This is a genomic window from Massilia genomosp. 1, from assembly GCF_011682185.1.
Classification (GTDB): Bacteria; Pseudomonadota; Gammaproteobacteria; order Burkholderiales; family Burkholderiaceae_D; genus Telluria_A; species Telluria_A rubra.
Window position 1 is genome coordinate 115,485 of sequence record NZ_WHJF01000005.1, and the last position, 13,450, is coordinate 128,934.

Below are 13,450 nucleotides of genomic sequence, written 5' to 3' on the forward strand. Positions count from 1 at the left end.
GGAGCCAATCATGAAAGCGATGATCCTGGCCGCCGGCCGCGGCTTACGCATGCGCCCCTTGACCGACGCCTGCCCCAAGCCGCTGCTGAAGGTGCGCGGTCGCCCGCTGATCGTCTGGCATATCCTGAACCTGGTACGCGCCGGGATCACCGAGATCGTCATCAACCACGCGTACATGGGCGAAGCGATCGAGCGTGAACTGGGCGACGGCGGCAAGTACGGCGCGCGCATCGTCTACTCGCCCGAAACGGTGGCGCTGGAAACGGCCGGCGGCATCGCCAACGCGCTGCACCTGCTGGGCGACGCACCGTTTTTGGTGCTGTCGGCCGACATCTACTGCCCGTACTTCGATTTTGCGCAAGTGACCGACGTGCTGGTCGACGAAGACATGTGGGGCCAGCCCTACCCGCCCGAGAAACGCGACGCCTGCTGGATCTACCTCACGCCCAACCCCTTCCACAATCTTGAGGGCGACTTCGCTCTGACCATGTACCAGGTGGCCAACCACGGTGAGCAGAAGTGGAATTTTTCGAACATCGGGGTGTACCGGCCGGAGATGTTCAAGGCTATTCGTCCGGGCACGCATGCGCGCCTGGGCGCCCTGATCCGCCAGTACGCGGACCTGGGCCAGGTCGGCGGCGAAATCTACGAGGGCGACTGGGTCAACGTCGGCACCGTGGCGCAACTGGAAGAACTGAACGCGCCGCTGGGCGCGCGCAAGGCGCAATCATGAGCAGCGCGCCTTGCCACACAAGTACGCCATTCGCGGCCCGGCGCGCGCGCCTGTGCGCGGCCATGCAGCCGGGCGCCGTGGCCATCTTGCCGACCGCGCCCGAAGTACAGCGCAACAGCGACAGCGACTACCCGTACCGCCACGACAGCTATTTTTACTACCTGACCGGTTTTACGGAACCGGACAGCGTGCTGGTGCTGGTGGCCGCCCACGGCACCACGGCGGCGCAGGCCATCCTGTTCTGCCGCCAGAAGAACGTCGAGCGCGAAATCTGGGATGGCTTTCGCCACGGTCCCGACGGCGCGCGCATCGCCTTTGGATTCGATTGCGCCTTCCCGGTCGACGAACTCGATAGCGAAATGGCCAGGCTGCTGGCCAACGCCCCGGCCGCGTACTACGCGCTCGGGCACAGCGCGGCGCTCGACATGCAGATGAAGAACTGGCTGCTGGCGGTGCGGCGCCAGGCGCGCGCCGGCGTCACCGCGCCGGCGGTGGCGCACGACCTGCTGGCGATGCTCGACGAGATGCGCCTGTTCAAGGACGACGCCGAGCAAGCCGTGATGCTGCGCGCGGCGACCATCTCGGGCCTGGCGCACGCGCGCGCGATGAAGGCGTCGAAGCCGGGCATGTTCGAATATGAAATCGAGGCCGAACTGCTGCACGAGTTCCGCCGCAACGGCGCCCAGTATCCGGCCTACACGCCGATCGTGGCCGCTGGCGCGAACGCCTGCGTACTGCACTACAACGCCAACAACGCGCAAACGCGCGACGGCGACCTGGTGCTGATCGACGCCGGCTGTGAGCTCGACAGCTACGCCGCCGACATCACCCGCACCTACCCGGTCAACGGCCGCTTCAGCGGGCCGCAGCGCACGCTCTACGAGCTGGTGCTGGCCGCGCAGAACGCCGCGCTGGCGGTGGTGCGGCCGGGCCAAAAATACAGCGACATCCACGACGCCGCCACGCGCGTGCTGGCGCAGGGCATGCTCGACCTGGGATTGCTGGCGAAGGACAAATTCGGCGGCGTCGACGACGTGATCGCCGAGCGCGCGCACCAGCAGTTCTACATGCACGGCACCGGCCACTGGCTGGGCCTGGACGTACACGACGCCGGCGCCTACCGCGACGTCACGCTCGACGACAAGCCATCGCGCCCGCTGCGGCCCGGCATGGTGCTGACGGTCGAACCGGGCATCTACGTGCGTCCCGCCGAAGGCGTGCCGGAACAGTTCTGGCACATCGGCATCCGCATCGAAGACGACGTGCTGCTCACGCAAGACGGCCACACCATCCTGAGCGCGGCGGCGCCCAAGCTGGCCGACGATATCGAACAACTGATGCGACCCTGATGGATACAACACCTACCAAGTTTGACGTGGCAATCTGCGGCGCCGGGCCGGTCGGCATGGCGCTGGCCGCCCTGCTGGCGCGGCGCGGCATGGACAGCACGCGCATCGGCCTGATCGACGCCAAGGCGCTCGGCGTGGCCCTCTCCGACCCGCGCTCGATCGCGCTGTCGTACGGCAGCCGCATGCTGCTCGAGGACATCGGCGCCTGGCCGCTGCCTTCGACGGCGATCCACCAGGTGCATGTGTCGCGGCGCGGGCAGTTCGGACGCAGCCTGATCGACCGCAGCGAGCATGGCGTCGAGGCGCTCGGTTATGTGGCGCGTTATGGCGACCTGGTGGCGGCGCTGTCGGGGGCGTGCGAGCGCGCCGGGGTGGCGGTGCTGCGGCCGGCGCGCGTGGCCGGGCATGCGGAGCATGCGGACAACGTCGCCCTCACGCTCGACGATGGGCGCGCGCTGGAGGCGGCGGTGGTGGTGCAGGCCGAAGGCGGCGTGTCCGGCGAACAGGATGCCCGCTCGCGCACGCACGATTACCGGCAGACGGCAGTCATTGCGCGCGTGAGCACCAGCGCGCCGCTTGCGCATCGGGCGTACGAGCGCTTTACCGAAGAAGGGCCGCTGGCCATGCTGCCGCAGGACGGCCCGGACGGCCATCAATATGCGCTCGTATGGTGCGTGCGGCCGGAGCGCGCGCAAGTGCTGCTGGCGCTGGACGACGCGCGCTTCCTGGCGCAGCTGGGCGAGGCGTTCGGGCAGCGTTTGGGACGGATGACCGGAACCAGCGCGCGCGTTGCGTATCCGCTCGGCCTGAATGCCGATCCGGGTGCGACCGGGCGCACGGTGGCGATCGGGAATGCGGCGCAGACCTTGCATCCGGTGGCCGGGCAGGGTTTGAACCTGGGGCTGCGCGACGCGGCGGTGCTGGCGCGCTTGCTGGCGCGCGATGCGGGGCCGGCGGCCTTGGAGGCGTTTGCGAAGGAGCGCCGCACGGACCGCAAGCTGGTGGTGGAGCTGACCGACAGCATGGCGCGCGCGTTCGCGCATCAGGGGCCGGGGCAGGCGCTGCTGGGCTTGTCGCTAGGGCTGCTCGATACCTTCAACCCGGCCAAGAATTTGCTGGGGGAGTGGATGATGTACGGACGACGGTGAGCGCCAGCCGGTAGATTGAAGACCGTCGTTCCCGCGCAGGCGGGAACCCAAGTACCTGCCGTAGCTTGGGCGAATAACTTGGGTTCCCGCCTGCGCGGGAACGACGCGCTTAGAATTCTTCCCAATCCTCGGTCGGCGCGGTGCTGGACAACTGCTTCTTCAGCGGCGCGCGCGCCACCGCTTTCGGCGCCGGCCTGGCCGCCATCTGCCGCGGCGCCGCCGCTGCCACGCCCGCACTCAACTTGAACACGCTGACCACCTCGGCCAGTTGGCGCGCCTGGTCCTGCATCGCTTCCGACGCCGCCGCCGCTTCTTCCACCAGCGCCGCGTTCTGCTGCGTCACCTGATCCATCTGCGTGACCGCCTGGTTAATCTGATCGATCCCCAGGGTCTGCTCGGCGCTGGCCGCCGCAATGTCGCCCATGATGTCGGTCACGCGGCGGATGCTCTGGACGATATCGTCCATCGTGCTGCCCGCCTCGTTCACGAGTTTACTGCCCGCTTCGACCTGCTCGACCGAACTGCCGATCAAGCCCTTGATCTCCTTGGCTGCCTGGGCCGAGCGCTGCGCCAGGTTGCGCACTTCGCTCGCCACCACCGCAAACCCGCGTCCCTGCTCGCCCGCGCGCGCCGCTTCCACCGCCGCGTTCAGGGCCAGGATATTGGTCTGGAACGCGATCCCGTCGATCACGCCGATGATGTCGACGATCTTGTTGCTGGCCTCATTGATGCGCCCCATCGTATCGACCACATTGCCGATCACGTTGCCGCCCTTGGTGGCCACGTCCGACGCGGTCGCGGCCAGGGTGCTGGCCTGGCGCGCGTTGTCGGCGCTCGCCCTGACGGTGGAGGTCAGTTCCTCCATCGACGACGCGGTTTCCTCCAGCGAGCTGGCCTGCTCCTCGGTGCGGCTCGACAGATCCAGGTTGCCGGCCGCGATTTCGGAGGACGCCACCGAAATCGTCTCGGTGCCGCTGCGTACCCGGCGCACCACTTCGACCAGGCTGTCGTTCATCTTTTGCAGCGCCGCCAGCAGCTGGCCGATTTCATCGTTCGATTCGATCTTGACGGTGTCGGTCAGGTTACCGCCGGCGATGTTGTTGGCGAAGCGCAGCGCCTCGGCGATCGAGCGCGAGATGCCGCGAATGAGCGCGGTACCCATCATCAAGCCCAGCGCGATGCTCAGCACAATCAGGCCGATGGCCAGCGCGCGCGCCGTCTCGAAGCGTGCCGTAGCCTGCTCGTACTCGGACTTGCCGACGGTAAGCTGGTAGTTGATCAGGTTGCGCATATGGTCGCGCACCGGCTGGAAGTTCTGAGTGAGCGCACCTTGCACCAGCGCGACGGCGCCCGGCACGTCCTTGGCCTTGAACGCCGCCAGCGTCGGCTTGATCCCCTGCGTCACGAAGGTTTCCCTGCTGGCCGTGAATTTGGCGGCGAGGGTCTTCTCTTCCTCCGTCAGATAGGTTTCCATGTACTTGCCCCAGAGCGCCGTATTGCTCTGTACACGCTGCTCGACATCGCTACCGGCCTCGGGCAGCTTGGCCGGGTCGCCGCTGACCGCCAACGCCAGCGTGTTCTGGTTTTGCTGGATCTGCGTGAGCACTTCGGCCAGCATGCCCGCCGCCACCAGGCGGTCCTCGTACACCGTTTTGAGCGAGGCGTTGGTCACGCTCAGGTTGCGCAAGCCGATCAATCCGATCGCCAGCGAAATGGCGCTGATTACCCCGATGACAAAAATGAGCCGTGCCTTGATCGTCACGTTCTTAAACATGGTCGTTGACCTTTCAGTTGTCGGTTGCCGGGCCGCTTGCACATGGCGTGATGCGACATAAGAAATACTATCCCCAAAGAAATATACCGAACTTGCCCGGCGAGTTAAATAGCGCAATATCAACATAGGACAAATTCAGCGCGTCTTGTGTTTGTGATGCGACAAGCGGAACAGCAATGTTGTGTGCTTGTATTCATTGATGTCGCCAAGGGTCAAGCTGCGCGAAATCCCGGCAATTTTTCATGATATTGAGAAACTTGTATGCTAAGGTCGGTACAGTCCCCCGTCCCTGCGGCTCCGATCATGCTCGACACCCTGCCCTGCACTGTCTCCCTGCGCCTGCTCGAGAACGCGCTCGGCGCCATTCGCTACCAGAACGGCGCGATGCAGACCTTGTCGGGTTACGCGCCGGGCGAGGCGCTGGGGCAGCCGCTGACCGGCCTGCTGCCGGCCAACCTGGCGGGCCAGCACGAGCGCTACGTGCGCGCCTACCTGGACAGCTGCAAGGAGTCGACGGTGCTCGGGCAGGTGCGCGAATTCGCGAGCCGGCACCGCACCGGCGAGATGGTCCCGATCGCAATGAAGGCGATCGACCTCGGCGTCCACGAGGGCAAGCGCTACTTCGGCGCCTTTCTGGAAGACTTGCGCGCGCACCGCCGCATGGAGGCCGAGCGCGATGCGCTGCTGGCGCGGCTGGAAAAGCAGGCGCTGAGCGATGCCCTGACCGGCCTGCCGAACCGGCGCGCCTTCGACGCGGAAGCGCTGCTCACCTGCGCACGGGCGGCCCGCAGCGGCGCGCTGACCTGCGTGGGCATCGCCGATATCGATTTCTTCAAGAAGGTCAACGACCAGTATGGCCACGCCGCCGGCGACACGGTGCTCGTTGCGGTGGCGGGCCTGATCGGCATGGCCTCGCGCGCCACCGACTTTGTCGCGCGCACCGGCGGGGAGGAATTCTGCCTGCTGTTCCTGGGGCTGGACGGCGCTACCGCCAACGTGGTGGCGGACCGCATTCGCGGAGCGGTGGAAGACGGCGCCATCGTCACGCCGCACGGCGAGCAGGTGCGCGTGACGATCAGCATCGGGCTGGCGCAGCTGGCGCCGGGGATGCCGTTCAACGAGGCGCTCACGCGCGCGGACGCGGCGCTGTACGAGGCGAAGAACGCGGGCCGCAATCGGGTGCGCGGCGGCTGAGGCATCGCCTCATTGCCTGCGAAGCTGCATGGCCCGCAATGACCCTGTTTGAGCGGTAAGCAACAAAAAATGATGTTGCGCACGCTCTGAAATGATGCAAAATATACTTTTTGCGTACACGTACACACTGATCCCTACCCGCACGCTGCGACCGGCATGCTCATTGACCCGATGCCTGGGCCGATCGCTGCCGCGCCCCTGACCATCAAAGGAAATCCGGCATGAACCTACCAACATCGTTAGCAACAAAAGCGCTCGGTCCTTTGTTAGCTGGACTTTTACTGCTGCAAGGATGCGCCGCGACATCGAACGACAAGGGGATCGGCTATTCGACGCACAACATTGGACTGACTTGCTACAGTGGCGTCACCAACGCCTGGCTGAACTATGCGGGCCTGGTCAGCCAGCTATGCGTCACCCAGGTCGCGCGCGAAAAACTGGCGTCCGACATCAACCGGGTCCCCGGCTCGACAGCGGGTTACTACAAGGCGTTCACCGGGCTGATGGAAATGAAGTGGCGCGCGCGCGACGGCACGCAGTTGAGCCACACCGTGGACCTCAACAAGGAAATTCCCGATCCCCGCATTCCGTACGCCCACCCGGAACGGGTGTACGCCAAGGCGCCATTCCTGGGCAATCCCACCATCGTCGTCGAGTACGATGACCGCACCGCCAATGTGTACGTCGCGGCCACCTTGCAGGTACGTTCTCTCGATCCCTCAAAGGGGCAGCTAGAGCGTGTCGATACCTACACGCTGATCTATACCCGCACGCTGTAGGGGACCTCGAAAAACCGGCGCGAGCGGCGAGAGAACGCGCCAGCCGCCCCCTTGCAAGTGGCCGGCTGAACGTGCATCACTCGCTACGGTTCTTTCAAGCTCCGCTGGCACGTACACGGTGCCCCCGCCCGCCGCGGCATGCCGTGCTCCTGTCCTGGCTCTGAGTTGCAAACCGTTACGCAAACAGCGGAGCGTTGTCCCTATTGCCGGGCGGCCTGCTGCGGCAAACTGTCTCGTTTCGCTGTCTTGTTCTGTCTCGTTTTGTCTCGTTTTGTCTCATTTGGCTAGCGGCTCGGGGGCTTGGTTCAAACAAGACAAAACGAGACAAAAAGAGACAAGAATAGACACCCAAACGAGACACTTTGCCGCAGGAGGCCTGCCGGCAACAGGTACAACACTCGTGCATTTGGTTTCCTGCTTGCATGCGCGCGGCGGCGGCAAGAGGAGCGGCGGCGCGGACGAGGCCGCCGAATCATTTTTGCCCGATCAAAAAATTTTCAGGATATTTTTCGGCCTATTGGGCAAAAAACCGTCTTTTTCAAGGCCTTGAAAATAGTCGTGCCCGCCTTTAGATTGGATTCAACGGATGCTCCACGGAGGTCCGTCAACCTATCGCTTAACTTCTAAAAGGATATTTATCATACGCACATTCGACCTTGCTCCTCTGTATCGTTCCGCTATCGGCTTCGACCGCCTGGCCACCCTGCTCGAATCGCAGCGCGCCGACGCGCAGCCCAGCTATCCACCGTACAACATTGAACTGGTCAGCGACGACAAGTACCGCATCGTGATGGCGCTGGCCGGCTTCGACCGGTCGGAAGTCGAGATCATCACCGAGCGCGACAGTCTGCAGATCACCGGCCGCAAGCAGAAAGAGGACACGCAGCCTACCTACCTGCACCGCGGCATCGCGGCACGCGATTTCGAGCAGCGCTTCCAGCTGGCGAACCACGTCAAGGTCACCACGGCCTCGTTCGACAACGGCATGCTGACCATCGAACTGGTGCGCGAAGTGCCCGAGGCCCTCAAGCCGCGCCGCATCGTCATCGACGGCGGCGACAACGTGCAGGTGCTGGAACAGCGCCAGGCCGCCTGACCGCAGCCTGCCGGCCCATAAAAAAACGCCGCCCTCTGTGACAGGGCGGCGTTTTTTTGCTGCTGATTGCTTGCCGCTGATTCTAGTCGACCGCCTTGACCATCGCCTCGATCACCTTCTTGGCGTCGCCGAACACCATCATCGTGTTGGCCTGGTAGAACAGGTCGTTATCGAGCCCCGCATAGCCGGACGCCATCGAACGCTTGTTGACGATGATGCTCTTGGCCTTGTACGCCTCCAGGATCGGCATGCCGGCGATCGGCGACTTGGGATCCTTGGCCGCCGGGTTGACCACGTCGTTCGCGCCCAGCACCAGCACCACGTCGGTCTGGCCGAATTCGCCGTTGATGTCTTCCATCTCGAACACCTGGTCGTACGGCACCTCGGCTTCGGCCAGCAGCACGTTCATGTGGCCCGGCATGCGTCCCGCCACCGGATGGATCGCGTACTTGACGATCACGCCCTTGTGGGTGAGTTTTTCGACCAGTTCCTTGAGCGAGTGCTGGGCGCGCGCCACCGCCAGGCCGTAGCCCGGCACGATGATCACGGTTTCGGCATTGCTCATGATGAAGGCCGCGTCGTCGGCGGAACCCGACTTGACCGGACGCTGTTCCTGCGCGCCGCCGGCGACGGCCGCCGCCGGATCACCCCCGAAGCCGCCCAGGATCACGTTGAAGAACGAGCGGTTCATCGCCTTGCACATGATGTACGACAGGATCGCGCCGGAGGAACCGACCAGCGAACCGGCGATGATCAGCATCGAGTTATTGAGCGAAAAACCAATGCCCGCCGCCGCCCAGCCGGAATAGCTGTTCAACATCGACACCACCACCGGCATGTCGGCCCCGCCGATCGGAATGATGATCAACACGCCGAGAATGAACGCCAGCACCGCCATGATGATGAACGGGGTCCAGGCCGGCTCCACGCCAGGCGCGAAGCAGAACACCAGGCCGAGCGCGATCAGCGCGACCGCGATGCCCAGGTTGAGCATGTGCTGGCCCGGGAAGCTGACCGGCGCGCCCTGGAACAGGCGGAACTTGTATTTGCCCGACAGCTTGCCGAAGGCGATCACGGAACCCGAAAAGGTCACCGCGCCGACAAAGGTGCCGATGAACAGTTCCAGGCGGTTCCCGAACGGCAGCGCCACGCCCTGCGTCGTGATCTGGAACACCCACGGTTCGGCCACCACGGCGATCGCGATGCAGACCGCGGCCAGGCCGATCAGCGAGTGCATCGCAGCGACCAGTTCCGGCATCTTGGTCATCTCGACCTTTTTGGCGGCAAAGGCGCCGATGCCGCCGCCCACCACCACGCCGATCAGCACCAGGGTGAAGCCAAGGCCCCCGCTGCTGGCCGCTTGCGCCTGCAGCTTGAAGATCAGCGCCACGGTGGTGATGGTGGCAATGGCCATGCCGCTCATGCCGAAGGCGTTACCGGTACGCGCGGTGGCCGGCGACGACAAGCCCTTGAGCGCCTGGATGAAGCACACCGACGCGATCAGGTAGAACATCGTCACCAGGTTCATGCTGATGTAGCTCATGCGTGCTCCCCCGCCTTGGCTGCTGGCGCGGCCTTCGCTTTCGGCTCCTTTTTACGGAACATCTCGAGCATGCGCTGGGTGACCATGAAGCCGCCGAACACATTGACCGCCGCCAGCGCCACCGCCAGGGTGCCGGACACCTGGCCGACGATGCCGCTGGTAAGACCGGCGGCCAGCATGGCGCCGACGATGATGATCGCCGAGATGGCGTTGGTAACCGCCATCAGGGGCGTGTGCAGTGCGGGTGTGACGGTCCAGACGACGTGGTAGCCGACGTAAATGGCCAGCACGAAGATAATGAGATTGATGATGGTGTGACTGACTTCCATGTTGCCTCCCTCTTGACGTTGATGTGACAACGGGCCGCGGCCCGTCCTCCCTTAGTTGCGTGATCGTTGCCTGATCGTTGCCTGATCGTTGCGTGATCGTTGCGTGATCGTTGCCTGATCGTTGCTGTAGCGCTGTGGCGCCCCGCGTTCTACTTGCGCAGTACCTCGCCGTCGGCGCACACCAGGGTGGCCTTGAGGATCTCGTCTTCGCGGTCGATCACCAGCTGTTCATCCTTGTCGATGACCAGCTTGAGGAAATCGAGCACATTGCGCGCATACAGGGCCGAGGCGTCGGCCGCCACCAGGGTCGCCAGGTCCGGCTCGCCGATGATGTGGACGCCGTATTTGGTGACCGTTTTGTTCAGTTCCGACAGCGGGCAGTTGCCGCCTTGCGAGACGGCCAGGTCGACAATCACGGAGCCGGGCTTCATGGCCTTGACCGTTTCTTCGGAAATGAGCACCGGCGCGGCGCGGCCGGGAATCAAGGCGGTGGTGATGATGATGTCGGCCAGCTTGGCGCGTTCGTGAACCAGTTCGCCCTGGCGCCGCATCCAGTCGGCCGGCATCGAGCGCGCATAGCCGCCCGAGCCCTTGGCGATTTCCTTCTCTTCATCGGTGAGGTAGGGCACGTCGATGAATTTGGCGCCGAGCGACTCGACCTGCTCCTTGACGGGCGGGCGCACGTCGGACGCTTCGATCACCGCGCCCAGGCGCTTGGCGGTGGCGATGGCCTGCAGGCCGGCCACGCCCACGCCCATGATCAGCACGCGCGCCGCTTTCACGGTGCCGGCGGCGGTCATCAGCATCGGCATGAAGCGCTGGTAAGCGTTCGCGGCCATCATCACGGCCTTGTAGCCGGCGATGTTGGCCTGCGACGAGAGCACGTCCATCGACTGCGCACGCGTGATGCGCGGCACCGCTTCGAGCGCAAAGGCGCGCAGGCGGGCGGCCGCCATGGCGGCGATATTATCGGTGTCGAAAGGGTTGAGCATGCCGATCAACACGGCATCGGCTTGCATGAGGGGGCGTTCGGCGGCGTTCGGTGCGCGTACCTTGAGCACCACGTCGCACCCGAATGCATCGGCCGCGCTGCCGATGGTGGCGCCGGCGGCGGCATACGCGTCGTCGGTGACGGAGGCCATCAGGCCGGCGCCCGCCTGGACCACCACCTGGTGCTTGACGGCGAGCTTCTTGACCGTCTCGGGAGTTGCTGCAACACGGGTTTCACCCGACCGCGTTTCGGCCGGTATGCCTATTCTCATGACGCCTCCATAGAATTAATAAACTGCTCACGATAGTACACGCAAACCTAAAAATAGCACGACCATCCGTTTTTTCTAGACGAAGTCCTCCACATCCAAACCGGTTGCACTGCGCAATGCGCAAAATCCCGCGTTTTCTTGTATCAGATCAATACCCGCATCCGTGTTTTACGCTTGTGTTCGATGCCGGATCGGCAACCGATGCTGCATGAAGGTAAAATGATGGCTCATTTTGAAGGACACGCATGCCGCATATCTGGAAACCCTCCGTTACCGTTGCCGCCATCATCGAGCGTGATGGCAAGTTCCTCCTGATTGAAGAAGAGACCAGCGAAGGCATCCGCCTGAACCAGCCGGCGGGCCACCTCGACCCGCTCGAAACGCTGGCCCAGGCGGTGGTGCGCGAAGTACTGGAAGAGACGGCGTACGACTTCATGCCCGAGGCGCTGGTGGGCGTGTACATGTCGCGCTACACCTCCAAGCGGCGCGGCACCGACGTGACTTACCTGCGCTTCACCTTTTGCGGCCAGGCCGGGCAAGAGCATGACCAGGCGCTCGACGACGGCATCATCCGCACCTTGTGGATGACGCGCGATGACATGGCCGCTTGCCAGGAGCGCCACCGCAGCCCCCTGATGCTGCAGTGCGTGGACGACTACCTGGCGGGGCAGCGCATGCCTTTGGCGATGCTGCACACCCACGCCTCGGTGTTCGAGGGTGGATTAACTTAAGACGGAATTTAGACGGATTTATTGCAATGGCAAACGCAGGGAAAAAGCAGAAAGTCGTGATCGGCATGTCGGGCGGAGTCGATTCCTCGGTCGCGGCATGGATGCTCAAGGAGCAGGGCTACGACGTGGTCGGCCTGTTCATGAAAAACTGGGAAGACGACGACGATTCCGAATACTGCTCGACGCGCCAGGACTGGATCGACGCGGCCAGCGTGGCCGACGTGGTGGGCGTCGATATCGAAGCGGTCAATTTCGCGGCCGAATACAAGGACCGCGTGTTCGCCGACTTCCTGCGCGAATACCAGGCCGGGCGCACCCCGAATCCGGATGTGCTGTGCAACGCCGAGATCAAGTTCAAGGCCTTCCTCGACCATGCGATGCACCTGGGCGCGGACCTGATCGCCACCGGCCACTATGCGCGCGTGCGCGAAAACGGCAACAGCTTCGAGCTGCTCAAGGCCTTCGACCATACCAAGGACCAGAGCTATTTCCTGCACCGCCTGAACCAGGCGCAGTTGTCGCGCACCCTGTTCCCGCTCGGTGAAATCCCGAAGACGGAAGTGCGCAAGATCGCCGAAAAGCTGGCGCTGCCGAACGCCGCCAAGAAGGATTCGACCGGCATCTGCTTCATCGGCGAGCGGCCGTTCCGCGACTTTTTGAACCGCTACCTGTCGTACAAGCCGGGGCCGATGCAGACCGACGACGGCACCGTGGTGGGCGAGCATGTGGGACTGTCGTTCTACACCCTGGGCCAGCGCAAGGGCATCGGCGTGGGCGGCATGAAGAAGTACAGGAACGACGATGGCTCGAGCGACGCCTGGTACGTGGCGCGCAAGGATATCGAGAACAACACCCTGTACATCGTGCAGGGGCACAACCACCCGTGGCTGTTATCTAGCACCCTGCACGCCGACCAGGCCAGCTGGGTGGCGGGCAAGGCGCCCGGGGCGCGCGCCATGTCGGCCAAGACGCGCTATCGCCAGGCCGACGTGGCGTGCGTGTTGACGCCCGACGGCATGGGCAATTTCGGCCTGGGCTTCACCGATCCGCAGTGGGCGGTCACGCCGGGGCAGTCGGCCGTGCTGTATGACGGCGACGTGTGCCTGGGCGGCGGGATTATCGCGGGATCGACGGCGGGATAATGACGTGATGGTCGCCGGCTGCTGCGCCATGCGCGCCACCAATCGGTCGCTCCCGCCACCACCGTCGCCGCTCCCGCCGCTACCTCGTCGTTCCAGTCACCACCGTCGTCGTTCCAGCCACCACCGTCGTCGTTCCCGCCTGCGCGGGAACGACGAGGTAGAGGCGCGAACGACGAGAGTGGTGGCGGAACCGACGAGCAACGGGCGGCGCAAACCAGGTGGGTGTCGCGCACAACAAGCTCCCTAGCCTGAATTTTGCACAAAAAAGGGCAAGAATGCCGTAAGTGATTGATAGAATGGGAGTTATCTAAAAACCTACCCTATCAGCACGAACACACCTTGCCCGACATGAATTCTACCCCAGAGCAGC

The 13,450-nt window shown here is 64.1% G+C and carries 12 protein-coding genes; 8 read left to right on the forward strand and 4 right to left on the reverse strand.

The genetic code is table 11. From position 1 onward, the window contains the following. The first annotated feature begins 10 nt into the window (after nucleotides 1-10). The 3 genes from murU to F1735_RS03390 are packed head-to-tail and all read left to right on the forward strand — an operon-like array spanning nucleotide 11 to nucleotide 3,230. Nucleotides 11-733, forward strand: coding sequence for an N-acetylmuramate alpha-1-phosphate uridylyltransferase MurU (gene murU / locus F1735_RS03380; RefSeq protein ID WP_167235604.1), 723 nt, complete (start codon nucleotides 11-13; stop codon nucleotides 731-733). Continuing rightward, on the forward strand, nucleotides 730-2,082 hold the full coding sequence (pepP, locus tag F1735_RS03385) for a Xaa-Pro aminopeptidase (protein WP_167235605.1): 1,353 nt from the start codon (nucleotides 730-732) through the stop codon (nucleotides 2,080-2,082). Before murU ends, pepP begins: the two co-directional genes overlap by 4 nt. Further along, entirely contained in the window at nucleotides 2,082-3,230 is a 1,149-nt protein-coding gene (locus F1735_RS03390; RefSeq protein WP_167235606.1) for an FAD-dependent monooxygenase, read from the forward strand. Before pepP ends, F1735_RS03390 begins: the two co-directional genes overlap by 1 nt. 109 nt (nucleotides 3,231-3,339) lie before the next feature. Here the strand turns inward: F1735_RS03390 and F1735_RS37845 are convergent, their stop codons facing one another. Beyond that, nucleotides 3,340-5,004: a methyl-accepting chemotaxis protein gene (locus F1735_RS37845; protein ID WP_167235607.1), complete on the reverse strand. Its 1,665-nt coding sequence runs from the start codon at nucleotides 5,002-5,004 to the stop codon at nucleotides 3,340-3,342. A gap of 303 nt (nucleotides 5,005-5,307) precedes the next feature. On the opposite strand from F1735_RS37845, the gene F1735_RS03400 reads away from it, so the two are divergent. The 3 genes from F1735_RS03400 to F1735_RS03410 all read left to right on the forward strand — a co-directional run bounded on the left by F1735_RS03400 (nucleotide 5,308) and on the right by F1735_RS03410 (nucleotide 8,073). Beyond that, nucleotides 5,308-6,198, forward strand: coding sequence for a sensor domain-containing diguanylate cyclase (locus F1735_RS03400; RefSeq protein ID WP_167235608.1), 891 nt, complete (start codon nucleotides 5,308-5,310; stop codon nucleotides 6,196-6,198). A 221-nt stretch (nucleotides 6,199-6,419) separates the two neighbouring features. Next, the gene (locus F1735_RS03405; RefSeq protein WP_167235609.1) at nucleotides 6,420-6,977 is read left to right on the forward strand and encodes a hypothetical protein; all 558 of its coding nucleotides are present in this window, start codon (nucleotides 6,420-6,422) and stop codon (nucleotides 6,975-6,977) included. A 640-nt stretch (nucleotides 6,978-7,617) separates the two neighbouring features. Then, nucleotides 7,618-8,073 carry an Hsp20 family protein gene (locus tag F1735_RS03410; protein WP_167235623.1) on the forward strand — a complete coding sequence of 152 codons (456 nt, stop codon included), beginning with the start codon at nucleotides 7,618-7,620 and terminating at the stop codon, nucleotides 8,071-8,073. Nucleotides 8,074-8,155: 82 nt separating this feature from the next. Here F1735_RS03410 and F1735_RS03415 read toward each other — a convergent pair whose 3' ends face one another. The 3 genes from F1735_RS03415 to F1735_RS03425 all read right to left on the reverse strand — a co-directional run bounded on the left by F1735_RS03415 (nucleotide 8,156) and on the right by F1735_RS03425 (nucleotide 11,207). Further along, nucleotides 8,156-9,616 (reverse strand): NAD(P)(+) transhydrogenase (Re/Si-specific) subunit beta, encoded by a 1,461-nt coding sequence (locus F1735_RS03415; RefSeq protein WP_167235610.1) that lies wholly within the window; start codon nucleotides 9,614-9,616, stop codon nucleotides 8,156-8,158. Beyond that, nucleotides 9,613-9,945: a proton-translocating transhydrogenase family protein gene (locus F1735_RS03420; RefSeq protein WP_167235611.1), complete on the reverse strand. Its 333-nt coding sequence runs from the start codon at nucleotides 9,943-9,945 to the stop codon at nucleotides 9,613-9,615. Before F1735_RS03420 ends, F1735_RS03415 begins: the two co-directional genes overlap by 4 nt. 149 nt (nucleotides 9,946-10,094) lie before the next feature. Beyond that, nucleotides 10,095-11,207: a Re/Si-specific NAD(P)(+) transhydrogenase subunit alpha gene (locus tag F1735_RS03425; RefSeq protein ID WP_167235612.1), complete on the reverse strand. Its 1,113-nt coding sequence runs from the start codon at nucleotides 11,205-11,207 to the stop codon at nucleotides 10,095-10,097. A 245-nt stretch (nucleotides 11,208-11,452) separates the two neighbouring features. On the opposite strand from F1735_RS03425, the gene F1735_RS03430 reads away from it, so the two are divergent. Together F1735_RS03430 and mnmA are read left to right on the forward strand one after the other, a co-directional pair. Next, nucleotides 11,453-11,938, forward strand: a complete 486-nt coding sequence (locus F1735_RS03430) for an NUDIX hydrolase (RefSeq protein ID WP_167235613.1) — start codon at nucleotides 11,453-11,455, stop codon at nucleotides 11,936-11,938. 26 nt (nucleotides 11,939-11,964) lie between these two features. Further along, nucleotides 11,965-13,080, forward strand: a complete 1,116-nt coding sequence (gene mnmA / locus F1735_RS03435) for a tRNA 2-thiouridine(34) synthase MnmA (protein ID WP_167235614.1) — start codon at nucleotides 11,965-11,967, stop codon at nucleotides 13,078-13,080. Nucleotides 13,081-13,450 lie beyond the last annotated feature (370 nt).

Excerpts from the sequence above, each read along its gene's own strand:
- F1735_RS03400 (WP_167235608.1), top strand. The coding sequence starts at position 5,308 with ATGCTCGACACCCTGCCCTGCACTGTCTCCCTGCGCCTGCTCGAGAAC.
- F1735_RS03425 (WP_167235612.1), bottom strand. The coding sequence starts at position 11,207 with ATGAGAATAGGCATACCGGCCGAAACGCGGTCGGGTGAAACCCGTGTT.
- F1735_RS37845 (WP_167235607.1), bottom strand. The coding sequence starts at position 5,004 with ATGTTTAAGAACGTGACGATCAAGGCACGGCTCATTTTTGTCATCGGG.
- F1735_RS03430 (WP_167235613.1), top strand. The coding sequence starts at position 11,453 with ATGCCGCATATCTGGAAACCCTCCGTTACCGTTGCCGCCATCATCGAG.
- mnmA (WP_167235614.1), top strand. The coding sequence starts at position 11,965 with ATGGCAAACGCAGGGAAAAAGCAGAAAGTCGTGATCGGCATGTCGGGC.
- F1735_RS03415 (WP_167235610.1), bottom strand. The coding sequence starts at position 9,616 with ATGAGCTACATCAGCATGAACCTGGTGACGATGTTCTACCTGATCGCG.
- pepP (WP_167235605.1), top strand. The coding sequence starts at position 730 with ATGAGCAGCGCGCCTTGCCACACAAGTACGCCATTCGCGGCCCGGCGC.
- F1735_RS03390 (WP_167235606.1), top strand. The coding sequence starts at position 2,082 with ATGGATACAACACCTACCAAGTTTGACGTGGCAATCTGCGGCGCCGGG.
- murU (WP_167235604.1), top strand. The coding sequence starts at position 11 with ATGAAAGCGATGATCCTGGCCGCCGGCCGCGGCTTACGCATGCGCCCC.
- F1735_RS03420 (WP_167235611.1), bottom strand. The coding sequence starts at position 9,945 with ATGGAAGTCAGTCACACCATCATCAATCTCATTATCTTCGTGCTGGCC.
- F1735_RS03405 (WP_167235609.1), top strand. The coding sequence starts at position 6,420 with ATGAACCTACCAACATCGTTAGCAACAAAAGCGCTCGGTCCTTTGTTA.